The organism is Microbacterium sp. NPDC090281 (assembly GCF_044769635.1).
In the GTDB taxonomy this organism is placed as follows: Bacteria; Actinomycetota; Actinomycetes; order Actinomycetales; family Microbacteriaceae; genus Microbacterium.
Map to the genome: position 1 here is coordinate 442431 of NZ_JBIVYH010000001.1, position 23097 is coordinate 465527.

General features: G+C 68.3%; 22 protein-coding genes. 10 read left to right on the forward strand and 12 right to left on the reverse strand.

The genetic code is table 11. From position 1 onward, the window contains the following. Window positions 1–2: 2 nt before the first annotated feature. Genes ACIQTX_RS02120 through ACIQTX_RS02135 form a run of 4 tightly spaced genes read left to right on the forward strand, consistent with a single transcriptional unit; the run spans window position 3 to window position 3267 of the window. On the forward strand, window positions 3–1196 hold the full coding sequence (locus tag ACIQTX_RS02120) for a CaiB/BaiF CoA transferase family protein (protein WP_402968259.1): 1194 nt from the start codon (window positions 3–5) through the stop codon (window positions 1194–1196). Continuing rightward, a complete protein-coding gene (locus tag ACIQTX_RS02125; protein ID WP_036273531.1) occupies window positions 1196–2059 on the forward strand; it encodes an amidohydrolase family protein in 864 nt (287 codons plus the stop codon). The genes ACIQTX_RS02120 and ACIQTX_RS02125 overlap by 1 nt, the downstream gene beginning before the upstream one ends. A gap of 21 nt (window positions 2060–2080) precedes the next feature. Further along, on the forward strand, window positions 2081–2923 hold the full coding sequence (locus ACIQTX_RS02130) for a hypothetical protein (RefSeq protein ID WP_402968262.1): 843 nt from the start codon (window positions 2081–2083) through the stop codon (window positions 2921–2923). Continuing rightward, window positions 2920–3267 (forward strand): hypothetical protein, encoded by a 348-nt coding sequence (locus ACIQTX_RS02135; protein WP_402968265.1) that lies wholly within the window; start codon window positions 2920–2922, stop codon window positions 3265–3267. Before ACIQTX_RS02130 ends, ACIQTX_RS02135 begins: the two co-directional genes overlap by 4 nt. Before the next feature lie 192 nt (window positions 3268–3459). On the opposite strand, the gene ACIQTX_RS02140 is transcribed toward ACIQTX_RS02135, so the two are convergent. Together ACIQTX_RS02140 and ACIQTX_RS02145 are read right to left on the reverse strand one after the other, a co-directional pair. Continuing rightward, window positions 3460–5001: a hypothetical protein gene (locus ACIQTX_RS02140; protein WP_402968268.1), complete on the reverse strand. Its 1542-nt coding sequence runs from the start codon at window positions 4999–5001 to the stop codon at window positions 3460–3462. 102 nt (window positions 5002–5103) lie between these two features. After that, window positions 5104–6108 (reverse strand): hypothetical protein, encoded by a 1005-nt coding sequence (locus ACIQTX_RS02145; RefSeq protein WP_402968271.1) that lies wholly within the window; start codon window positions 6106–6108, stop codon window positions 5104–5106. A 545-nt stretch (window positions 6109–6653) separates the two neighbouring features. Here ACIQTX_RS02145 and dnaB point away from each other — a divergent pair. After that, entirely contained in the window at window positions 6654–8027 is a 1374-nt protein-coding gene (dnaB, locus tag ACIQTX_RS02150; RefSeq protein ID WP_028501110.1) for a replicative DNA helicase, read from the forward strand. A 15-nt stretch (window positions 8028–8042) separates the two neighbouring features. Here dnaB and ACIQTX_RS02155 read toward each other — a convergent pair whose 3' ends face one another. After that, the gene (locus tag ACIQTX_RS02155; RefSeq protein ID WP_402968274.1) at window positions 8043–8585 is read right to left on the reverse strand and encodes an SMI1/KNR4 family protein; all 543 of its coding nucleotides are present in this window, start codon (window positions 8583–8585) and stop codon (window positions 8043–8045) included. Between the two features lie 63 nt (window positions 8586–8648). On the opposite strand from ACIQTX_RS02155, the gene ACIQTX_RS02160 reads away from it, so the two are divergent. Continuing rightward, window positions 8649–9101, forward strand: coding sequence for a VanZ family protein (locus tag ACIQTX_RS02160; protein ID WP_402968277.1), 453 nt, complete (start codon window positions 8649–8651; stop codon window positions 9099–9101). Between the two features lie 28 nt (window positions 9102–9129). Further along, the gene (locus ACIQTX_RS02165; protein WP_402968280.1) at window positions 9130–11619 is read left to right on the forward strand and encodes an excinuclease ABC subunit UvrA; all 2490 of its coding nucleotides are present in this window, start codon (window positions 9130–9132) and stop codon (window positions 11617–11619) included. A gap of 15 nt (window positions 11620–11634) precedes the next feature. Here the strand turns inward: ACIQTX_RS02165 and ACIQTX_RS02170 are convergent, their stop codons facing one another. Genes ACIQTX_RS02170 through ACIQTX_RS02185 form a run of 4 tightly spaced genes read right to left on the reverse strand, consistent with a single transcriptional unit; the run spans window position 11635 to window position 14790 of the window. Beyond that, window positions 11635–12456 carry an NAD-dependent epimerase/dehydratase family protein gene (locus tag ACIQTX_RS02170; RefSeq protein ID WP_402968283.1) on the reverse strand — a complete coding sequence of 274 codons (822 nt, stop codon included), beginning with the start codon at window positions 12454–12456 and terminating at the stop codon, window positions 11635–11637. Further along, window positions 12417–13007, reverse strand: coding sequence for a DUF2165 domain-containing protein (locus ACIQTX_RS02175; protein WP_402968286.1), 591 nt, complete (start codon window positions 13005–13007; stop codon window positions 12417–12419). The genes ACIQTX_RS02170 and ACIQTX_RS02175 overlap by 40 nt, the downstream gene beginning before the upstream one ends. A gap of 44 nt (window positions 13008–13051) precedes the next feature. Then, on the reverse strand, window positions 13052–14257 hold the full coding sequence (locus ACIQTX_RS02180; RefSeq protein ID WP_402968288.1) for an MFS transporter: 1206 nt from the start codon (window positions 14255–14257) through the stop codon (window positions 13052–13054). Next, complete coding sequence (locus ACIQTX_RS02185; RefSeq protein WP_402968291.1) at window positions 14254–14790, reverse strand: Chromate resistance protein ChrB; 537 nt, start codon at window positions 14788–14790, stop codon at window positions 14254–14256. Before ACIQTX_RS02185 ends, ACIQTX_RS02180 begins: the two co-directional genes overlap by 4 nt. A gap of 91 nt (window positions 14791–14881) precedes the next feature. Here ACIQTX_RS02185 and ACIQTX_RS02190 point away from each other — a divergent pair, with 91 nt between their 5' ends. Then, window positions 14882–15496 carry a class I SAM-dependent methyltransferase gene (locus ACIQTX_RS02190; protein ID WP_402968294.1) on the forward strand — a complete coding sequence of 205 codons (615 nt, stop codon included), beginning with the start codon at window positions 14882–14884 and terminating at the stop codon, window positions 15494–15496. Between the two features lie 33 nt (window positions 15497–15529). Here ACIQTX_RS02190 and ACIQTX_RS02195 read toward each other — a convergent pair whose 3' ends face one another. The 3 genes from ACIQTX_RS02195 to ACIQTX_RS02205 all read right to left on the reverse strand — a co-directional run bounded on the left by ACIQTX_RS02195 (window position 15530) and on the right by ACIQTX_RS02205 (window position 18368). Next, window positions 15530–15877: a UBP-type zinc finger domain-containing protein gene (locus ACIQTX_RS02195; protein ID WP_402968297.1), complete on the reverse strand. Its 348-nt coding sequence runs from the start codon at window positions 15875–15877 to the stop codon at window positions 15530–15532. A 91-nt stretch (window positions 15878–15968) separates the two neighbouring features. Continuing rightward, window positions 15969–17105: a hypothetical protein gene (locus ACIQTX_RS02200; protein ID WP_402968300.1), complete on the reverse strand. Its 1137-nt coding sequence runs from the start codon at window positions 17103–17105 to the stop codon at window positions 15969–15971. 126 nt (window positions 17106–17231) lie between these two features. Continuing rightward, window positions 17232–18368, reverse strand: a complete 1137-nt coding sequence (locus tag ACIQTX_RS02205) for an epoxide hydrolase family protein (RefSeq protein WP_402968303.1) — start codon at window positions 18366–18368, stop codon at window positions 17232–17234. A gap of 61 nt (window positions 18369–18429) precedes the next feature. On the opposite strand from ACIQTX_RS02205, the gene ACIQTX_RS02210 reads away from it, so the two are divergent. Next, window positions 18430–19140 (forward strand): helix-turn-helix transcriptional regulator, encoded by a 711-nt coding sequence (locus ACIQTX_RS02210; protein ID WP_402968306.1) that lies wholly within the window; start codon window positions 18430–18432, stop codon window positions 19138–19140. 3 nt (window positions 19141–19143) lie between these two features. Here ACIQTX_RS02210 and uxaC read toward each other — a convergent pair whose 3' ends face one another. Both uxaC and ACIQTX_RS02220 read right to left on the reverse strand, forming a co-directional pair. Next, complete coding sequence (uxaC, locus tag ACIQTX_RS02215) at window positions 19144–20562, reverse strand: glucuronate isomerase (protein WP_402968309.1); 1419 nt, start codon at window positions 20560–20562, stop codon at window positions 19144–19146. Continuing rightward, a complete protein-coding gene (locus tag ACIQTX_RS02220; protein WP_402968312.1) occupies window positions 20559–21605 on the reverse strand; it encodes a LacI family DNA-binding transcriptional regulator in 1047 nt (348 codons plus the stop codon). The genes uxaC and ACIQTX_RS02220 overlap by 4 nt, the downstream gene beginning before the upstream one ends. 116 nt (window positions 21606–21721) lie before the next feature. On the opposite strand from ACIQTX_RS02220, the gene ACIQTX_RS02225 reads away from it, so the two are divergent. Beyond that, window positions 21722–23080 (forward strand): ABC transporter substrate-binding protein, encoded by a 1359-nt coding sequence (locus tag ACIQTX_RS02225; RefSeq protein ID WP_402968315.1) that lies wholly within the window; start codon window positions 21722–21724, stop codon window positions 23078–23080. The last annotated feature ends 17 nt before the right edge of the window (window positions 23081–23097 follow it).

Here is a 23097-nt window from a genome sequence, read left to right on the forward strand (position 1 = left end):
AAGTGACGAGTACTGCATCCCCGGGCGCCGGAGCGCTGGCCGGGATCCGCGTGGTCGAGCTCGGCCAGTACATCTCGGGCCCGTTCGCCGCCAAGCTGCTCGCCGACCTCGGCGCCGACGTCGTCAAGGTCGAGTCGCCTGAAGGTGACCCGATGCGCCGGTGGGAAGGGCGAGCGACCATGAGCCCGCAGTTCGCCGCCTACAACCGGGGCAAGCGCGGAGTGGTCCTCGACCTCAAGAGCGCCGAGGGCCTCGCCGCCCTGTTCGGCCTGGTGGATGACGCCGACATCGTGCTCGACAACTTCCGCCCCGGCGTGGCCGAGCGGCTCGGGTTCGGCCCCGACGCCCTGCACGCCCGCAACCCGCGGGTCATCACGTGCTCGATCACCGGCTTCGGTGCGACCGGCCCCGCGGCGAAGCGACCCGCCTACGACACCGTCATCTCGGCCACCGGCGGCATGTACAGCCAGGTCGTTCCGGCATCCACGATCCGTCCGCTGGGACCGGCGTTCTCCGATCTGCTGTCGGGGATGTCGGCCGTGCAGGCCGTGCTCGCCGCACTCCACGCCCGTGACGTGAGCGGGGTGGGGGAGCATGTCGAGGTCACGATGGTCGGCGCACTGCTCGACTTCCTCACCGAGTCGGCGTCCGCGTTCCTGGAGACAGGCCAGGTCTCGTCGCCCGACTCGCGGCCGCGTCGCGCTCAGGCCTATGCCTGCCGGGGCTCGGACGACAAGGCATTCGTGATCCACATGTCCGTGCCCGAGAAGTTCTGGACCGGCTTGCTCGACGTGCTCGAGCGGCCCGACCTCGCCGACGACCCGCGCTTCTCGACACGCGAGGGGCGCGTGCGCAACTACGACGAGCTCGACGTCGTGCTCAAGGAGATCGCCGCCACCAGGCCCCGCCAGTACTGGCTCGACCGACTCGCCGCGCACGACATCCCGCACGGCCCGCTGAACACGATGGGCGACCTGTTCGACGATCCGCAGATCGCGAGCATGGGGCTGGTGGAGGAGATCGAGGGGCCGGATGGCGCGCTGCGCGTGCCCGTGCCCAGCATCAGATTCCAGCGCTCCGGGCGCCCGGAGCTGCGGTACGCACCCGCGCTCGGTGCCGACACGGAAACGATCACCGGACTGCAGTCCGGAGCAGGAGCATCCGAACCCGCACGAGCGAAGGAAGGGGCAGCCTGATGACCGGTATCGACGACCTCGTCGCGATCGACGTGCACACCCACCCGCAGACCGAGGAGTTCATCGCGGCGATGGGCCAGCGGCACTCCCAGATGTCGGCGCACTTCGGGCGCGAGCGGCCGGTCGTGTCGTTCGCCGAGCAGGCCGACCAGTACCGCGACCGCAAGATGATGGCCGTCATCGTGAACTCCGACTCGGAGACCACGAGCGGCATCAAGGGCGCGCCCAACGACCTGCTCGGCAAGGCGCAACAGGACCACCCCGACGTGTTCCTCGCCTTCGCCGGCATCGACCCGTGGAAGGGCGAGGCCGCGGTCGCCGAGATCCGTCGGATGCACGCCGAGTACGGCATCAAGGGCGTCGGCGAGCTCAACCCGTCGCGGCAGAAGTTCCTCGCGAACGACCGGCGCTTCTTCCCGATCTGGGAGACCTGCGCCGAACTCGGACTCGTCGTCATGTTCCACTCCGGATTCCCCGGCGCCGGTGCGGGCACCCCTGGCGGTGGTGGCTACCGTCTCGAGAACGCCCGCCCCGTGCCCTACATCGACGACGTGGCGGCCGAGTTCCCCGAGCTGAACATCATCAGCGCGCACCCGGCCTGGCCGTGGCACCTCGAGAACCTGGCGATGGTCTGGCACAAGTCGAACGTGTACCTCGACCTGTCCGGCTGGGCGCCGAAGTATCTGCCGCCCGAGGTGGTCCGCTATGCCGACTCGCTGATCTCCGACCGGGTGCTCTTCGGGTCGGACTGGCCCGTGATGACCGCGGATCGCTGGATGGCCGAGTTCGACGAGCTCGGACTCAAGGAGGAGTCGCGCCGGAAGATCCTGCTCGACAACGCACGCAAGCTGTTCCGACTGTGAGCGCGAAGGAAGGAGACGATCGTGGCTGAACTGGTGATGGCCGCGGCGACCCCGCACAACCCGCTGCTGTGGCGGGCGATGCGCGAACCGGTGCCGGACGATCTCATCCAGGTCGAGGCGAACTTCGGTCGCATCCGCGACGCGATCACGGATGCGGGCGTCGACACACTCATCGTGCTCGGCACCGACCACGTGCGGCAGTTCTTCTCCGACAACTCGCCCGCGTTCATCGTCGGCAAGGCCGCGTCGTACCACGGCACCTACGAGAACGAGGTGCGCACCTTCGGCATGGAGTACGCCGAGCTGACCGGCAACCCGGAGCTGGCGACGCAGATCACCGGCCGCGAGGTGCTGCCCGAGACGATCGACTTCTCGGTGTCGCACGAGTGGCGCCTCGACCACAGCTTCGTGCTGCCGCTGCAGTACGTGCGCCCAGAGCTCGACCTGCCGATCGTGCCGATCCACGCGAACTCGATCCTGCCTCCGCTGCCCACAGCCGCACGCTTCGCCGCGCTCGGGCAGCATCTGCGCACCGCGGTGGAGTCCTGGGACAGCGATGCCAGGGTGGGACTGCTCACCTCGGGCCACATGGCCACCGACGTCGGTGGACCGCGCACCTTCAACGGCTCCCCTGACCCGGAGTTCGACGCCGAGGCGGTGGAGTGGATGCGCGACGGCGACCTCGACGGGGCGATCGCCGGATGCCGGTACGACCGGATCATGGCCGCCGGCAACGTCACCTACCAGTACGTGAACATCGTTGCAGCGCTCGCCGCGATGCAGGGCCGCCCGGCCGACCTGGCGGAGGCCACAACCTCGCGCTTCGCCTCCAGTCCGTTCTTCCTGTGGAGGGCCGCGTCATGAGCCGGTACATGATGAACAAGTTCATCCGCGCCGTCGAGATGAGCACCGCGAACGTGAACGCCTACGTCGCCGACACCGAGGGGTTCGTCGACGGCTGGCTGGCCGGGGGAGCGGGACCGGATGCGGTCACCGACGACCGGACGCTGACGCCCGAGGAGCGCGAGGCGTTCGTGAACCGTGACTACGGCATGTTGTACGGCCTCGGCGCGCACCCGTATCTGCTCTGGCACTTCACCGAAGCCGTCTACGAGCACGAGTACACCGAGGGATTCGGATGGCGTGAACTCGTCGAGCGCTACCGCGCCGCGATCATCCCCTACGGCGAGGTCGACGACATCCCCTGATCTCGCCGCGGTGCGGGCGCGACGGATGCCCCGTGGGTGGGATTTCCACGGGGCATCCGCCTCTTCTGCGCCGGCGTCGAACGACGGTGTGAGCTGGGGGCTACGAGTCCGTCGACGTATGGGGTGGACGCGTCGGCGCACCGACGGTGCGGGCTCTCCTCCCCGAGGGCGACCGCACCGCCGGCGTCATCGCTACGCCGTCAGCCGGCGACGTCGCAGGAGTCCCGCACCTCCGAGAAGGATCAGGGCGGCGGCGAGTGCGATCAGTCCGACCGGCGATGTGCCGCCGGTCATCGCGAGCCCTGATGCCTGACCGGTGGTCGCTGCGCCAGAGGCGAAGGCGGCTCCGGTGGTGCGGACAGGGTTCGTGCTCGGGTCGGTGCCGGTTCCCGGGTTGGTGCCGGGGTTCGTCCCGGGGTTCGTTCCCGGGTCGGTGCCGGGGTCGGTCCCGGGGTCGGTCCCCGGGTTCGTTCCCGGGCCGGGGTCGGTCACCGTCGCCTCGCCGACCACCGAGATGGCGTTTCCGCCGAGTGTGATCGGAAGGCTGATCGGCAGCGCCAGCTGGGTGCCGCCGAGGATGCCGCCGGCTCCCGTGGTGGTGCTGCCGCTGCCAGCCGGTGCGGCCGGTGCGGTGGCGGTTCCGCCGGTACGGGTGACGGTGGCGTCATCGAGCAGCGAGATCGCGTTTCCGGTCACGCCCACGGGGGCTGTGACGGGTGCAGTGATCTGGGTGCCGCCGAGGACGCTGTCGGTTCCCGTGGTGGTGTTGCCGCTGCCGGCCGGTGCGGCCGGTGCGGAGGTGGTACCGCCGGCGCCGGTCGTGGCGCTGTCACCGAGCAGCGAGATCGCGTTCCCCGACACCGTCACCGGTGCCGTGACGGGAGCAGTGGCCTGCGTGCCGCCGAGGATCGCGTCGTCGCCCGAAGTGCCCGCCGCGGTGGCGGGAGTGGAAGAGCCGGTAGCGCCGGCAGTGCCGGATCGGGTCGAGCTCGTGTCACCGAGCAGCGAGATCGCGTTGCCGGACACCGTCACGGGTGCCGTGATCGGAGCGATCACCTGGGTCCCGCTGCCGATTCCGTCATCGCCGGAGGTCGCTGCGCCGACGGGTGCGGAGGATGCCGGTGCTGCGGCTCCCTGCCCTGCCGGAGCGGTGCTCTCGGTGTCGCCGAGCAGCGACACGGCGTTGCCCGTGACGGTGATCGGTGCGTTGACCGCGAGCAGCGCCTGGGTGCCCGAGAGCACTCCGTCCAGGCCGTTCGTGGTCACGAGGGGCGCCCCGGCCGGTGTCCCGGCCTGGGGAGCCGGGCTCTGGGGAGTCGCGGCCGGGGCGCTGGTCGTTGACGTGTCGAGCACGCTCACGGCGTTGTTCGACACGGTGACGGGGAGGTTCACGGTCACTGCGGCCTGAGTGCCGGATGCCGTGCCTGAATCGCCACTGGTGGTGGCGACCGGCGCCGGAGCTGGGGCGGGAGCAGGAGCAGGAGCAGGAGCCGGAGCGGGTGCCGGTGCCGGAGCGGGTGCAGGGGCCGGTGCCGGAGCGACGGCATCGCCCACTACCGAGATCGCGTTGTTCACGATCGAGAGTGGCGCGGTGATCGCGGTCTCCGCCTGTGTGCCGGAGAGCAGTCCGTCGTCTCCGGTCGTCTCAGCCGCGTTCGCGGCCGTCGCGCCGAGGAGCGTGATGCCCCCGGCGATGAGCGCGCCCCATAGGGCTCGCTTGATGAAAGTGCGCATGATCGTTCTCCTGACTAGGTGGTTCGTCTGAAGGGTGCGCGCGATCAAAGTGCGCGCGCAGCACGGCTTCTGTCATTCCCGGGGGAACGACGTGACGATCCGTCAGTCAGGAGAGACGTCGGTGTCGGCGACCGGCGATGAGGGAAGCTCGTCGTCGGAGGCGCCGGATGTCCGCTCACCAGCACGGAGCGGAGAAGAGGTCACGTCGCTGAGACGCGCGGGGGCAGCGCCGTTGCCTCCGCCGGAACCGGCAGAGGATGACGCGGGAACCGTGGCACCAGGCGGGCTCCCTGAGGGAGGGCCGGTGGGCACAGGAGTGGTGTCGTCGACGGCTCGGGTCGCACCGATCGTGGTGGAGAGCGCGATCGGCGACGGACTTCCGGCCGAGGACGCGGGCGTCGGTGATACCGGTGGCGTCGCCGCGGTGTTCTCGGTCGTGATGATGAGGGTGGTCGTCTTCACCGCAGGCTCGGCGACGCTCCCGGAACCTTCACCGGGTTCGGGTGTCGTCGACGTCGTCGGGTCGAGGGCTTCGAGCACTGGCGGGACTGTCTCGTTCGCCACGTTCCCGAGAAGGGCGGTGGTGTCGTCGACCACACCGACGACGTCATCCACAGCGGAGATCAGCCCGAGGTCGGAGACGAGTCCGCCGACCACCGGGATGCCGGCGACGGCGTCGAGAATCGGATCGGTGATCTGCGAGACCGGAGAGCCGGTCAGCGCGTCGGTCACGGGTGTGACGACCGCCGTCGCGGTCTCTGTGACGGCGTGAACGACGGGTGTGACCGCCGGTCCGACGACCGGAGCGTTCACGATCGGCTGCGTCACGGTGGTGACCACGGCGGGGACGGCCTGCTGCACGGGCGCGACCACCTGGGTGACGACGGGTGCGACGACCTGCGTGACGATCGGGGTCACCGGGGCCGTGACGGCTGTAACCGTGTTGCTGACGAGCGACGTGAGCCCGTCGAGCGGCCCATCTTCCTGGTCGTCGGCGTGCGCGGATCCGCCTGCGAGAAGGACTGTGAGCGTCGCCCAGGCGAGAACGCCGATGGCACCCCAGAAGGCGACGGCAGGAACGCCGTGTCGGGTGGCCCGAACGTCCACGTCCACCTCCCCCTCAGAAGGCAACGTACGTCGACGCAGATGCATCGATTGCGGGTGACGATACTCGCGCGCGGGGTTCCTGTCTAGGGGGTTCTCCGCGCGTTTCCGGGGATGTCGGGGTGTGACGCGCCCGGAGAAATCTCGGCTTGACTTTCCCCAGGTTCTACACATCCCCCTCCCGGGAGAGGCAACCTTCAAGGCTCGATTTAAACTGATTCTCATCCACAGGCTGGGGAAACAGGAAAAGCCAGGTCACGGCTTATAAAAAAGTTTGGTTTCGCGGTCCTCCACGGGGTTATCCACACCCGTTCTGCACAGACACTCCGGCTTTGTCCGCACGCTCTCCACAGAGTTATCCACAGGCCGTGTTGCATGTGGAAACAGTCGCTCGTAGCGTGGGCGAGCGACCGAATGTCGGAGGCACCTGTTTTGCTGCGCAGGGTGACGTCACGGCCGAGAGCCATAAGAGGCCCAGCCGTCGAAACGCCTCATCGAAACGCCTCATCAGAACATCGCATCGGAAACGTCGCATCGAAGGGAAGACTGTGTCGATCGCCGACATCTCAGAGGAGCGCGCGGGTGGGAAGCGCGGCCCGGAGCGCACGCCTCCCCACGACCTGCTCGCCGAGCAGAGCGCACTGGGCGGAATGCTCCTGTCGAAAGATGCCGTCGCCGATGTGATCGAGACGCTCAAGGGCGCCGACTTCTACATTCCGAAGCACGAGTTGATCTTCGAGGCGATCCTCTCGCTGTACTCGCATGGCGAGCCGACCGACGTGGTCGCCGTCACCGACGAGCTCATCAAGACCGGCGAGCTCGGCAGGGCGGGTGGCGCCGACTACCTGCACACCCTCACCTCGATCGTCCCGACCGCGGCCAACGCCGGCTACTACGCGGGCATCGTCTCCGAGCGTGCGATCCTTCGCCGCCTCGTCGACGCCGGCACCCGCATCGTGCAGCTCGGCTACGCGGGCGAGGGCGATGCGACCGACATCGTCAACAACGCCCAGGCCGAGATCTACTCGATCACCGGATCCGAGACCGCGGAAGACTACGTTCCGCTGCAGATCGCCGTCGACGCCGCACTCGAGGAGATCGAGGCGGCCAGCGGCCGTGACGGATCGATGACCGGCGTTCCGACGGGCTTCAAGGAGCTCGACGAACTCACCAACGGCCTGCACGGTGGTCAGATGATCGTCGTCGCCGCGCGACCTGCGATGGGTAAGTCGACGCTCGCGCTCGACTTCGCGCGCTCGGCATCCATCGGCCACAACATCCCCTCGGTCTTCTTCTCGCTCGAGATGGGCAAGAGCGAGATCGCGATGCGTCTGCTCAGTGCCGAAGGCCAGATCCCGCTGCAGAACATGCGCAAGGGAAACCTCGACCCTCGTGACTGGACCACCGTCGCCGCGACCCGTGGCCGCATCAACGACGCCCCGCTCTACATCGATGACAGCCCCAACATGACGCTGGTCGAGATCCGCGCCAAGTGCCGTCGACTCAAGCAGCGCGAGGGTCTGCGCATGGTCATCATCGACTACCTGCAGCTGATGACCTCGGGCAAGCGCGTCGAGTCGCGACAGCAAGAGGTCTCGGAGTTCTCGCGAAGCCTCAAGCTCATCGCCAAGGAGCTGCAGGTTCCGGTCATCGCCCTGTCGCAACTGAACCGTGGTCCCGAGCAGCGCACCGACAAGAAGCCCGCGATCAGCGACCTGCGTGAGTCCGGCTCGATCGAGCAGGACGCCGACATGGTCATCCTGCTGCACCGCGACTCCGTCTACGACAAGGACGTGCGTCCGGGCGAGGCCGACCTGATCGTCGCCAAGCACCGTAACGGTCCGACCGCGACCATCACCGTCGCGTTCCAGGGTCACTACTCGCGCTTCATGGACATGGCCCCCGGCGGCGACTTCAACTGAGTGCGGCCGTACGGCTCACAGCGCAGCCGGAACGAGCGGCCTGAAATCCACGGGCTCGTCGCCCTGACCGCCGTTGCGCCCGCGGAGCTCTTCGACCGCCTCATACAGGTCGTCGCCGATGCGCGTGAGTGAGTCGAAGCGGGTGGTGTGGAAGATCGGCAGTTCGCCGTTGCCGTCTCGGCTGCCCGCGTCCCAGGCGAGATAGTCGCCGTTCTCGCTCATCGCGAAGACCACGAGCCGCTCTGCGATCTCCCAGGAGCCGTCGGGCTCGATCTTCCAGTCATCCTCCTCGGCTCGACCTTCGCGGAACTCCTCGTGCAGTCGATCGGTCAGATGCCCGCCTCGACCCACGACGCCGTCGCCGAACCCTGAAGGAACCGGCGTGTAGATGAGCCAGAGCCCGAACAGGCGACCCCAGCCGAACGTTCGCGCGAAGGAGATGTACGAAGGCGGGAGCCCTGCGCCGTCCGGCAGGCGGTGATGCTCGATGGTGCGTTCGTCCAAAATCGGCGTGGGTGGCCGGCCGACGGTCAGATTCCATCGCGGTTCGCTTTCCACCCCTGAAGGCTACCGACCGAAACGCATACGCTCACGCAACATCGAATGCGTTGAGGTGGGGGCATGGCTCACTCCGCTCATCCCCATCCCTCGTCCGGCGCGCGGGTCCTCGTCATGGGCGTCGCCTCCCTGGTCGTCATGGCCGTCACACTGACGCCGCGTCAGCTGGTGGGACCTGCCCGCGCCCTCTTCATGGACCTCGCGCATGTCTTCGCCGCACCGCTCGTCGAACCGATGACCTACCTCGAACTGGAGAGCACGCTCAACGCGATGCTGTTCGTCCCGCTGGGGGCCGCGTTCGCGATCGCGCTCAGCAGGCGTCTCTGGGTGCTGGCGCCGCTGCTGGTGTTCTGCGCGTCGTTTGCGATTGAGCATGTTCAGTCGGCAATCCCGGGGCGTGTTCCTGATGTGCAGGATGTCGTCTGGAACACGATCGGTGGAGTCGTCGGGGCTGTCGTCGTAGGGGTGGGGCGAATGATCCGTCGCCCAGGTCATCCGAGGCCAGCCCGCGCTTGACGTCGATCCCCTCCTCTACGGTGAGGGGATGGAATGGGGCAAGGAAGTCGTCGTGCGTGGGGCCCGCGTCCACAACCTGAAGAACGTGGATGTGGATGTGCCGCTGCACGCCCTGGTCGGGGTGACGGGCGTCTCGGGTTCGGGGAAGTCCTCGCTCGCCCTCGGGGTGCTCTACGCCGAGGGGTCGCGCCGCTATCTCGAGGCGCTTTCGGCGTACACGCGCCGGCGGCTGTCGCAGGCAGCCCGCGCGGACGTCGACATCGTCGAGGGTGTTCCTGCGGCGATCGCGCTGCACCAGCGCCCGGCGATCCCCGGCGTGCGGAGCACCTTCGGGACGGCGACGGAGCTGCTGAACTCTGTGCGGTTGCTCTTCTCCCGTCTCGGCGCGCATCGGTGTCCGAACGGACACAGCGTGCCGCCGTCGCTCAGCATCGCCTCGACCGGTCACACCACGTGTCCCACCTGCGGCGTGCGTTTTCCCGCCCCGGGGGCCGAGGCGTTCTCGTTCAACGAAGAGGGCGCGTGCGAGACCTGCGAAGGCACGGGAGAGACGCGTCAGGTCGACCGGCGGGCACTCGTTCCCGACGAGTCGCTCACGATCGACCAGGGTGCCGTCGCCGCGTGGGGCTCGTTCGGCGCGAGTCTCCTGCCGCAGGTGGTCGCGGCTCTCGGCGTGCGCACCGACATCCCGTTCCGCGACCTGACGGACGCCGAGCGGCACATAGTGCTCGACGGCGAGGAGACGACACGACCGGTCGTCGTGACGAGCAAGAACGGCAACGTGTTCGAGCTCAACGCGAAGTACCGCAACGCCGGCCAGGTGATCGACGACGCCCTGCGCAAGGCCCAGAGCGAGAAGGGCCTCGCGCGGCTCAACCGGTTCGTGCACGTGGCCAGGTGCCCTGCCTGCGGAGGTTCACGGCTCAACGCGCAGGCACGTTCCACGACGGTGGACGGGGAGAGCATCGACGTGTTGTCTGCCTGGAGCCTGGAGCAGGTCACCGAGTTCGTCCGTGGTCTGCCGTCCACGGCTCCGGCGGAGCTGCGGGAGATGACGGAGCGCATTGTCGAGGCGTTCACCTCGACGGGGGATCGCCTTCTCGGACTGGGGCTGGGTTACGTCGCGCTCGACAGGGCGTCCCGCACGCTCTCGACAGGGGAACTCCAACGGGTGCAGCTGGGCAGGGCGCTGCGCAGCAGTGCGACCGGGATCCTCTACGTGCTGGACGAGCCATCGATCGGGCTGCATCCGGCGAACATCGAGTCGCTGCTGCGGGTGGTGAGGCGGCTCGTCGAGACGGGCAACTCGGTGGTTCTCGTGGACCATGACGTCGACGTGCTCCGGCAGGCGGACTGGTTGATCGAAGTCGGTCCGTCCGCGGGGACGCACGGCGGACAGATCGTCGCGACGGGCGATGTCGCAGCGATGGAGCGCAACCCGTCCTCTCGCATCGGCGGCTTCCTCAGCGGCCGCGAACCAGCGGTCGTGCGTGAGCAGGTCGATGCCGAGCAGATCTTCGCAAAGGGACGCATCTCGCTGCGCACCACACCGCACTTCACACTGCACGGGCTCTCCGTCGACTTCCCGCTCCGTCGGCTGACCGCGGTGACCGGGGTGTCCGGGTCCGGCAAGACCACCCTGGTCCTCGAAAGCCTCGCAGCCGCGTTGGAAGCTCAGCACACCGGGACGAGTCGTCCAGCGCATGTCGCCGACCTCGACCCGGGCGGCATCGAGCGCACGGTCGTCGTCGACGCGGCACCGATCGGACGAAACGTGCGGTCGACGGTCGCAACCTATACGGGCATCCTCGACGACCTGCGTCGGGCCTACGCGCACACCGATGCCGCCAAGACCCTCGGACTCACGGCCTCGAGCTTCTCGTACAACACGGGCGACCTCCGGTGTCCGGCCTGCGACGGCGTGGGGCAGGTCTTCCTCGACGTGCAGTTCCTCCCCGACGTCGACATCGCCTGCCCGACGTGCGGGGGCACGCGGTACAGCCCCCGAGCGGATGAGGTGAGCCTCGCCGGCGTCACCCTTCCAGAGGCCCTCGCCCTGACCGTCGAGGAGGCCCGCTCCCGGTTCGGCGGCCTCCGCAAGGTGGCGGCCCGGTTGCAGACCTTGGAGGAGATCGGGCTGGGGTACCTCACGCTGGGCGAAGCGACCCCTGCCCTGTCCGGCGGCGAGGCGCAGAGGCTCAAACTCGTCTCGGATCTCGAGCGCGAGCTGCACGGAACGCTCTTCATCTTCGACGAGCCGAGTGTCGGCCTGCATCCGTCGGACGTTCGGGTGCTGCTCGGCGTCTTGCAGCGTCTGATCGACGCGGGCGCGACGGTCATCGTCATCGAGCACGACCTCGATGTGATCGCCAACGCCGACCACGTGATCGACCTCGGTCCCGGCGGCGGTGCGGACGGCGGGCAGATCGTGGCCGCGACGACCCCCGAGGGGCTCACTCGGATTCCCGAGAGCCTGACCGGGAGATACCTGCGCCTGCACACCGACTCCCGCGCCTGAGGTCCGGGGATTCGCCTAGCGACGCATCCGGTCGGTCGAGTATTCCGGAGTCGCGTAGATTCCGCCCTGCGGGATGCTCGCGTCGATCGACTCTTCCGGCACCCGGTCCGCGGCATCGTCCTGGGGGACGTACCCGACCGCTGCTCCGGCCTCGAGATCCCACCAACGGTTCGTGTTCGCCGACACCGCATAGAACACGGCGGTGTGCTCGGTGGTGGTCATGGCGGCCAGGAACGCCCGCACCGCGTCGGCGGGACTGAGCCAGGTGCGCTGCTCGCGCGCGGATCCGGGTTGCTGCTCGTAGGTGCCGATCCGCACCGAGACGGTGCTGAGGCCGAACTTGTCGGCATACAGTCGGCACAGGGCTTCGCCTGCCACCTTCGACACCCCGTAGAAGCCGTCGGGCCGCGGAGGCAGGTCCGGCGTGACGTGCTCGCCAGCGGAGTACATGCCCGTCAGTCGGTTGCTGCTGGCGTAGACGACTCGTGGCACGCCGGCCCGACGGGCGGCCTCGAGCACGTGGTAGGTGCCGACGATGTTGACCTCGGCGAGATCGTGGAAGTCCGCTTCGTCGGCGATGCCGCCCAGATGGATCACGCCGTCGGCGCCCGCGAACAGCTCCACCAGGGATTCGAGGTCACCGAGATCCGCCGTCACGACGGAGTCCCCGGGGTCGACGGGTGTCGCCGGACGGATGTCGGTGGACACCAGCGCGACGCCCTCTTCCGCGAGCGCGGCGCGGAGTGCGGATCCGATGGTCCCGGCAGCGCCCGTGACGACCCAGCGGCTTCCCGCGATCACGATGTGGCGTCGCGGCGAGGCGTGGTGTCGTCCCACCGGGGCGACGGGAGATGCAGCAACACCAGGCCGATGCCGGCGATCACCGAGTTGCGGAACGCGGGGTCGAGTCCGTTCCACGACGTGGAGCGCCACATCTGGAACCACTCGCCGCCGATCGAGATGAATCCGCCGACGAAGAGCAGGATGATCATCACCAGTCCGATCGACGACCAGACCCGAGCGGCGTGGAAGCCGTGGCCGAGGAATCCGCGGATGAAGAAGACGAGGGCCACGATCAGCACGATCGCGCTCAGCGACTCCCAGATGATCACGCCGATGTATGCGAGGTTCCACAGCACGGGGTCGTTGATCGCTCGCCACATCACGTCGGGGTCGAGCCCCTTGCCGGCCTCCTGGCCGAAGTTCGTGGTGTCCATCGCCAGCACATGCTGCACGAAGTCGAAGTTGGTGCCGTAGTCGGTGATGTTCCCGAGCGCGACGAGGAAGATGTAGAGCGCGTTCACGAGAACGAGCGCGGCCGCCGCGAAGGGCAGCGAACCGAGAAGGTGCCAACGGGGTGAGCGCACCGGTGCGTCGGTCGTAGTCATGACCAGACAGTATCGGTCACCGCATCCTGGCGTCGAGGGACGCATCACGCGTTCGGACCGGTGGCCTTCGTGCTCTCGGCCGGGAGGCGTGGCAGCATCCGCGTGGCCGATCCCGTCAGCGCGACGACGAGCGCGAGCGCAGTGAGCCCGATCGGCAGCGTCGCCACCACGGCGACGCCGCCGACGAGCAAGGGCCCTCCGGCGTCTCCGAGTTCACGGCCGAGTTCAGCGGTACCCATCGTGCGCCCCATCCGCTCGGGCGGTGTCGCGTCGGCGAGGTGCGCGAATGCGAAGGGTGTGGCGATTCCGATTCCGATGCCGAGCAGTCCGGCGGCGACGTAGAGGCCCGGCAATGTGGGCAGGAGGGCGGCGACGAGGGTGCCGGCGGTGACGATCGCGAGGCCCAGCGCCATCGCGGCGCGATCGCTGACACGGCCGCTGTCACGCAGTCTTCCCGCCCACGGTTGAGTGAGCGTCGAGCTCAGCGCCAGAACGGACGCGAGTGCGATGCTCGCGAACAAGGGCGCCTCCTCGCTGCTCGCCATGGCGGGAAGGAACCCGATGGCCGCACCGAGCGCGCCGGTGGAGGCGGCGAGGACCAGGGTCGGGATGAGGAAGCCGCGCTCCGTCGTCTGGCGGACGAGGTCGGCGACCGTATAGCGAGGTCGAGGAAGCGGGTCGACGCGGGGGAGGGCGATCGCCACCCAGACAGCTGTCAGGATCGCGACCGCGCTCAGGCAGACGAAGAGCAGCGCGAAGCCGCCGGTGAAGATCAGCGCGGCGCCGATGAGCGGACCCAGCGTGTAGCCGAGTCCCTTCCAGGATCCGTATCTGCCGAAGTATCGCCCCTTCGCGCCCGGGGCTGCGAGCCGTGCGACCGTCGCGGAGGAGGCGGGTGAGAACGCCGAGGCGGCTGCACCCTGCCCGAGTCGTGCGACTGCGAGGGCGATGGTGTTCGACGACCACAGTCCGATGAGCGACACGATGCCGAACGCGAGAAGCCCGAAGACGATCACCGGCTTGGCGCCGATGCGGTCGGCGAGCGAGCCGAACACCGGCTTGAGGAACACCTCGGCGAGGTCGTAGATCGCCAGGAGGGCGCCCATCCGGAGGAGATCGAGGCCGATGCTCTCCCCGGTCGCGCCGATGCCCGCTGCGATGCTGTGGGCACCGAAGGCGGTGACGAAACCGGCGGCGTAGAGCGGGGCGATCGAAACTCTCGTCCGTGCCGAGGCCGCCGGATCACTCACGCGTGGACCGCTTGATAGACGAGATCGGCGAACCGGGCGAGGTCGGCGACGCAGGCGGCGAGCTCGCGGTCTGCGTCCTTCGACGATGCGGAATCGAACACATCGCGGCTGCGGATCGTCCGATGCCAGCGCTGCAGGCGGTCGAGACTCTGCTCCTCCTCTTCGAGCTCTGCCAGGGTGAACTTCTTCTTCACGATCTCGCGAGCGATCTCGGCCCGGTACTTCTCGCAGTCGGCGATGAACTCCGACCAGTCATCGGCGCGCGCGGCGTCGAACAGCGCTCTGAGGGCGGCCGTGTCGCCGCCGTCGGCCTGGGTGCGGAGCACGAGGATGTCGCCGTCGCCGCGCTGCGCGAGCGCCCGGGCCCGCTCGACGCCCGCGACGCACGCCGGCACTTCTGGGGCGACCCAGGTGCCCTGTCCTGCAGGCACCGCGCCGAATTGGCGCAGTTCCCGCCAGACGGCGACGCGGTGTCTCGAAGGTGCCGCCGGCACCTGAACCAGGAGAACGAGCCAGCCATTTATATCCGTCACATTCAGAACTGTAACAGTTGTTACATCCACACCCGCGCCAGCTGCCGGATACCGTGGAGGTCGGTGATCGCGAGTGGACGGTGAGGGTTTCATGTCGAACGACTCCGGGAGCGATGCGCGCATCCGAGACGGATACGCCGCGCGTGCCGTCGAGTACACCGAGCTGCTCGGCGACATCGGGCAGATGGATGCTGTCGACCGGGCGCGCATCGGGCGATGGGCTGACGGAGTCGAGGGTCGCATTCTCGATGCCGGGTGCGGCCCCGGGCATTGGACAGCCTTCCTCGTCGATCGAGGCGCCGAGGCCTCGGGCATCGACCTCGTGCCGGAGTTCATCGTCGGTGCGTCAGCGCGGTTCTCGCACGTGCCATTTCGGGTGGCATCGCTGAACGACGCCGACATCTCGCCAGCCTCATTCGGTGGAGTGCTCGCCTGGTACTCGCTGATCCACGCGAGTCCGGATGAGCTGCCGTCTCTGCTCGCGGCTGCCCGACGCGCACTTCGCGAGGGCGGGCGCCTGCTGGTCGGCTTCTTCGACGGGCCGGACGGCGAACCGTTCCCGCACGCCGTCACGACCGCGCACTATTGGACGATCGAGGGGATGTCGGCGCTGCTGGAGCGCGCCGGCTTCTCTGTGATCGACAGTGATGCGCGGGCGCAGGACGGGCGACGCCCGCACGCTTCGATCAGCGCGGTCGCGGTCTGATCGAAGCGGGGGAGGGTAGTCGCTGCGGCCTCCTCAGCGCGTGCTGAGAATCTCTTGCCAGTTCGTCGGCACGCGATCGACAGGGCCGGGCGCCCCCTGCTCGACAGGGTGGCTGCTCGGAGGGGCGAGCGTCGGCCCGGCTAAGAGAGCACCGGTCCGAAAGTCGAAGAACCAGTCTTCACCCGGTTCATACGACTGAATGATGGGATGCCCCGTCGATCGTGCATGTGCGCTCGAATGGCGAGAAAGGGAGTCGTCGCAGCAGCCCACGTGTCCGCACTCCGCGCACCGACGAAGGTGCACCCACCATCCGCCGGTCTGGTCGCACTCCACGCACCCCGACCCGGAAGGTGCGACGCTCGGATCTATACCATCGGTCATCTCTTACTCCTCATCTGATTCAGGTGTGACACTGACAGCGGCTGCCACGCATCGACGGCGAGGGCGGTCCATGCGGCGTGTGGCGACATTCTCAACTCCAGTCTGAGGAACCATCGGCGGATCGAACCAGAGCCGTGTGGACAGCGGCTTGAAGCCCCGGGTCGTGCATGACCTCTTCCACGAGTGGCGATCCCTGCCGGGCGATCGCCGTCTCGAGGGCCGCCACGACTTCGTCGTTCCCGCCGACGGACACCGCGTCGGGATGCACGTAGGCGGCTCGCGCCACCGTCGGGGTGTTGCCCAACAGCTGGGCGGCCGCATCGTACGGCTTGAGGCGTTCCTGCCGGCTGTGCGCCGTGGTCGCGAACACGGCTCCTGCTGCGACCGCAGCCGCTGCAACGGTCGCACCCCAGGTGCGGAAGGCCTTCGCCGACGCGGACACGGCGCCGTGGGTGTGGATGTAGGAGTTCACTGTCGCGCTGTCGACTCGCCGCCAAGAGGGTGGTGCCGATGTCGCGAACAGTCGCTGCGTCGGTGCGCAGTCTTGGGCGAGCAGAGCGCGCAGCACAGGCGCGACCGTGCTGTCGTTGACGACCTTGTGGTGGGAGATGTGCTCCTTGCCGATGAAGTCGAACACCGCGGTGTCGCGTTCCAGGGTCAGGTGGGCGCGACGGAGTGTGGTGAGGCCGTAGGTGTCGTTGTCCCGTGCGTAGCGCTCATTGCCGACGCGGAACAACCCCCTATCGAGCAGACGCACGGCGGCGGCGGCGACAACGGGTCCCTCCGGCGGCTCATCGGGGGAGGAGCGGGTGAGGTCGTTCTCGACCTGGTGGCGGAGCGTCGGGAGTGACGAGGCGAACTCGAGCAGATGCGAGAACTTGTTCGCGCGTGATCGCTCCAGTGCCGCAGCGGAGTAGCGGTACTGGGTCCGGCCGCGGGAATCGATGCCCGTCGCCTGGATGGGACTGGTCGCGTCGGCGGACGCCCACACATGCGTCCACCCGGGAGGAATCCGCAGCGCTCCCAGCCTGGCGAGAACCGCCTCGTCGACAACAGGCACACCCTGACTGTCCGCCCAGCCGGGTGGCCGGGTGCTCAGCCGGTGGAGTCCCGGCGGGCGGACTACGTGCCGCATGGCATGCACAGATCCTCCAGTGTCGTTCACCCGGGATCGAGCTCCTGCCGCCTGTCGAGCACGGCACTGCCGTGGCTTACCAATACTTTCCATGGAATGGATCTCCTGGAAGAGATTGAGCGTACACGAGATCAGAAGACCTGGTGGCGCATGGCAGCAGGTGTCGGTGGAAGACACCGCAGCAGCCGTGCTCGTCGAGCTGCGGGCGTCCGCTGCCGATCAGGCGAGACTGCGGAAGAACCTGCGGACGTCATCGGCGAGAAGCTCCGGCGCCTCCATCGCCGGGAAGTGTCCACCCTCGGTGAACTCGCTCCAGTGGCTGATCGCACCGGCCGGATCCATCGTGCGCCGGATCAGCGGATGGGTGTCGAAGACGGCCCAGCCGGCGGGCACCCCGGAGGGCATGACGAAGTCGAGCTGGGCGTGCTCCGACTCGTAGAAGAACTGAGCGACGGAAGCGCCACTGCGGGTGAACCAGTACAGGCTGACGTTCGCCAGGAGTTGGTCGCGATCGACGTCCGGCGCTCGGTGACCGCCATCGATCCTGCGCTTGAACTTCTCGACGATCCACGCGAGCTGGCCGACCGGCGAGTCGGTGAGTGCCGGGCCGATCGTGTCCGGTCGATGGTTGTGCATGCCGATGTAGCCGCGTTCCGCAGCACTCGCGGCGTGTGCGGCCTCGAGCTGGGCGAGCTCCTCCTCGGACAGGGCATCGGGGGCGGGGAACATGGTGCCGACCAGCCCGAGCCACACGCGGTCGCTGCCGAAGTGGGTGCCGATGACGCGGTCGGGGTGGATCCCGGCAAGTCGTCCGGTGATGCCGGTGCCGACGTCGGTGCCGTGCGTCGCGAACCGGGCGTAGCCGAGACGCGTCATGATCTCGGCATAGGCCTCCGCCGTCCGCGCGAGATCCCACCCCGTCGCGGACAGCGGGTTCGAGAAGCCGAGGCCGGGCAGTGACGGGATGATCACGTGGAAATCGTCGGTCAGCAACGGGATCAGTCGCTGGTACTCGATGAACGACGCCGGCCAGCTGTCGCTGAGAAGCAGAGGCGTGGCCGCCGGGTTCGCCGACCGCACATGGAACACATGAAACGTCTGGCCGTCGACGACCGTCGTGAACTGCTCATGCGTGTTGAGGGCAGCCTCCTGCGCGCGCCAGTCGAAGCCCTCGCGCCAGTACTCGGCGAGCTCCTTCAGGTAGGGGAGCGGAACACCGCGTCGGAAGTCGGCGCTGTCGTCTCGACCGGGCACGGCGAGCGGCCACCGTGTACGGGTCAGACGATCGTGAAGGTCATCGACGGCGTCCTGCGGGATGTCGATGCGGAAAGGGGTGAGAGAGGTGTTCTGGGTCATGTCATTCACGCTCTCAGGCAATGCGGAAGAACAGCTTCCGCATTTGCTGAGAGGATCAGACATGCTCGAGACCTCGGCCCGTCTGCTGGAACTGCTGTCGTTGCTTCAGCTCAGACGTGACTGGACGAGTTCTGCGCTCGCCGACCGACTGGGTGTGAGCACGAGAACCGTGCGCGCCGACATCGGCAAGCTCCGCTCGCTCGGCTATCCCGTGGACGCGCGACCCGGCGTCGCCGGCGGCTACCGGTTGGCCGCGGGGACGGCGATGCCTCCGCTGCTACTCGACGATGACGAGGCGGTCGCAGTCGCGGTCGGGCTGGGGGTGGCCGCAACCTGGCGGCTCGGAGTCGAGGAGACTTCCCTCACCGCCCTCGCGAAACTGGAGCAGGTGATGCCGTCCCGCCTCCGCCGACGCGTCGACGCGATCCGCGGGGCGACGAGCGTGGTCCCCGGAGCCGAACCACCCCTCGATCTCGCGGCGCTCAGCACGGTCGCCTCTGCGATCCGCGGCCACGAACGGCTCCGCTTCGGCTACACCAAGCCCGGGGGCAGTGAAGAGCCGCGGCACACCGAACCGCAGCGGCTGGTGAGCTGGGGGTCGGTCTGGTACCTGCTCGCGTGGGACCTCGACCGAGACGACTGGCGCATCTTCCGCGTCGATCGCATGGTCCCGCGGGCGGCAACCGGCGTGCGCTTCCGCCCACGCGCGATCCCGGAGGGCGACGTCGTCGAATACGTCGTGCGTCGTGTCACGAAGGCATCCACCTCATGAAGCTCAGGCGGTACCCCCGGGAAGGCGGAACGTCGTCCGCGGGATGTCGTCCACGAAGCGGTGTGCGAGCGCGAAGGCCTGCTCCTCGGTGAGACGGTGTTCGGCGACGAGCGTCGCCAGGTAGCCGGCGTCGAGTCGTCGGGACATGTCGTGGCGTGCGGGGATCGAGCAGAAGGCTCTGGTGTCGTCGACGAAACCGCTCGTCTTGGTGAACCCGGCGCTGTCCGTCACCGACCTCCGGTAGCGGGAGATGGCGTCGGGGGTGTCGAGGAACCACCACGGCGCACCGGCGTAGACAGAGGGGTAGAACCCGGCCAGCGGTCCGATCTCCCGGCTGAACGAGGTCTCGTCGACCGTGAACAGCACCAGGCGGAAGGTCTCGTTCGTGCCGAAGTCGTTGAGGATCGGGGTGAGCGGACGCGTGAAGGCGGCGACATCGGGTAGGTCGTGCCCGCTGTCCGGGCCGAACTGCGCGAGCGTGTCGCGGTGGTGGTTGCGGATGACGCCGGGGTGCAGCTGCATGACGAGTCCGTCTTCAGACGACATCTCGGCCAGTCGATAGAGCATGTTGCGGCGGTAGGCGACAGCGTCGTCGGCGGCGACCTCACCGCGGAGGCCGGCGGCATGGATGCGCTCTGCGTCCGCGCTCGTGAGCGGCTGAGATCCGGCGTCGAGCACTCCGGTGTCGGTCGCGGTTCCGCCCGCTTCCTTGAACGCGGCACGGCGGCGGCGCAGGGCGTCGAGCAGCCCGGCGTAGTTCCCGGCATCCGTGCCGGCAGCTTCCGACAGCTCGGCGTTCGCCGCGGCCCACCCCGCGGCAGAGGGATCCATGTAGCGGTCGGCGCGGAACGTCGGCAGCACGTGCCCGCGGAAGGACGGATCGTCGCGCAGTCGTGCGTGCGCGGCGAGGTCGTCGGCGGGGTCGTCGGTCGTCGCGAGCACCTCGATGCGGAAGCGCTCGAACAGGGCCCGCGGGTGGAAGGCGGGGGTTCGCAGGTGCGCGTCGATGTGCGCGTACAGCTCGTCGGCATTGCCCGCACTCGGCTGCTCGGTCACGCCGAACACCTCGGACAGTGACGTCTCGAACCAGTAGCGCACCGGAGTGCCGAGGAACACGTCCCAGTTCGCGCAGAACGCCCGCCACACCTCCTGCGGATCGGCCGGCGCAGCTCCGCGACCCAGTGTGCCGAGCGGGACGCCGACCGCGTGGAGCAGACGCAGCACGTAGTGGTCGGGCGTGATCAGCAGCGTCGCGGGATCGGGGAAGGGCTGGTCATCGGCAAGTAGTGCGGCGTCGACGTGCCCGTGCGGGGAGAGGATCGGCGCCGCGGCGACGGTGTCGTACAGCTTTCGGGAGAGCTCGCGCACGCCGGGATCGGCGGGGAGGAGTCGGTCGGCGTGCGGGCTGAGCGGAGTGCTCATGATTCTCCTCCAGGGGTACGGCGCGGTGCGGAGCCGGTCGACTCCCGCACGGTCAGGTGGGTGGGCAGCGCGGCGATGTGCCGTCGGTTGAGTGCGCTCGCGCCGATGCGCTCGCTCTGCAGCCGGTCGAGCAGCATCGACACCGACAGACGTGCGGCCTGCTCGATCGGAGCGGTGAGGGTCGTCAGCGGCGGGTTGCAGAAGTCGGCGCCGAAGATGTCGTCGCAGCCGACGATGCTCATGTCCTCCGGAACGCGTACTCCCCGTTCCTTGAGCCGGATGAGCATGCCGATCGCGAGGAGGTCGTTGAACGCCACGCAGGCGGTGGCGCCGGTGTTCAGCGCCGCATCCGCCGCCGCAGCGCCCGCCTTGGTGCGCGGCTGGTACGGCCCGACCTTCGTGTGCTCGATCCCGAGGCGTTCGCACGCCGCGGCCACAGCACGCCAGCGGAGGTTGCTCGCCCAGCTGGTCGGGGGGCCGGCCACGTAGCAGATGCGTCGATGGCCGAGCGAGGCGAGATGCTCGACCGCCTGGTCGAAACCGAGCGGTGTGTCGATGAACACCGACGGCACCCCTGGCACCGCACGGTTCAGGGCGACGAGGGGAAGCTCGGCGCTGAGTTCGGCCAGGCGTTCGTCGGACAGTCGGGATGCGGTCAGGATCGCGCCGTCGTAGGAGCTGCGCAGCTCTTCGAGCGTGCTCTCCTCCATCTCGGGCGACTCCTCGGTGTGCACCAGGATCTGCGAGTAGCCGGCGACTCTCAGCGCCTGCTGCGTGCCGCGGATGATGCCGAAGTAGAACGGGTTCGTGACGTCGGACACGAGCACCGCGACCATGCGGGTCGACGGTGTCGATGCCGTGCCGGGCGCGGTGGTGGGTGTATAGCCGAGGTCCTTCGCGATGCGGATGATGTGCTCGCGGGTCTCGGCGTTGCCGCGGCCCGGAACGGCGAGCGCGCGCGAGGCCGTGGAGATCGCGACGCCGGCGGCCTCGGCCACATCGGCGAGCGTCGGCCGGTGCGGAGGTGGTGTGGGGGACGACATGGGGCAACAGAATCACAGGATGGCAATTACTGGCAATGGATTGCTAACAATTGCCATGCTTGCCTACCTTGGCGAAGACGCAGTCACGTCCACTCACTGTCTCGAAGGAGAGTTCAATGAAGTCTCGACCCCTGATCGCCCTCGGGGCGATGGCCGCAGCAGCGATCGCACTGACCGCATGCTCGGGATCCACCGCCGGTACGGATGACGGCGACGCCGGCGGCACTGTCGATGGGACAGGCCAGACGCTCACCGTGATGATGGCCGCGAACGGCCTCTACCCCGAGCAGCAGAAGGAGTGGTTCCAGACCGTCTCCGACGCCTTCGAGAAGAAGACCGGAGCCAAGGTCGAGTTCGAGACCTTCGCGAGCGCAAACGACGAGCTGACGAAGATCCAGACGTCGGTGCTCTCCGGCCAGGGTCCCGACGTCTACGGCCTCGGCACCACCTTCACCCCGACCGCGTATGCCACCGGAGCCTTCGTGAAGCTCACCGACGCCGACTGGGACAAGGTGGGCGGCCGCGACCGTTTCGTGCCGTCGACCCTGGGCATCTCCGGCCCGAGCGAGAAGGATGAGATCGCCGTTCCGTTCGTGAGCCGTCCGTTCGTGATGGCCTACAACACCGAGCTGCTCGCCGCGGCGGGCATCGAAGAGCCGCCGACGACGTGGGACGAGCTGACGGCCGCGGCCGCGAAGATCGAATCCGGCGATGTGCACGGCCTTGCAGTCGGCTATGCAGACAGCTTCGATCCCTGGAAGTTCGTCTGGGGCATGAGCGTGCAGGCGGGCAATCCGCTGATCGACGTCGACGCCAAGAAGGCGGAGATCGACGACCCGGCCGTGGCCGCCGCCTATGAAACCTACTTCGGCTGGTACCAGGACGGGCTCGTCGACCCGGCATCGGTCGGGTGGAAGAACGCTCAGGCCGTCGCCGCCTTCGCCGAGGGCAAGGCGGGGTTCCTGCCGATGACCTCGGCGAACTCCAAGCCCACGTTCGAGGGCTCGCCCGTGGCCGACTCGTACTCCTACGCGCTCCTTCCGACCATCCCGCCGGGAGAGACCGAACTCCCCAAGGGCGGCGAGGAGGCGGCGAGCATCCTCTCCGGCGACAACCTCGTCGTCGCCCAGTACTCGCCGAACCAGGACCTCGCGTTCGCGTTCATCGAGATGCTCACCAGCACCGAGTCGCAGCTCGACTACTTCGACACCTTCGGAGAGCTGCCGACCGGAGTGGAGGCCGCCGCGCAGGTCGAGAAGGACAACCCCGACCTGAGCGCCAACGTGAAGGCCGCCTCGCAGTCGGTCGCCACTCCGTTCACGGGTGCCTGGGGTGACACGCAGCTCGCGCTGACCAACGTCGTCGTGCAGTCGCTGCCCGCACTGCAGGGCGGAAGCCTCAGCCAGAGCGACATCGCCGCAGCGATCGCCGAAGCCCAGACGAGCTCGCAGTCGGCGCTCGACAAGTCCAAGTAACGACGCGAGGACCCGCA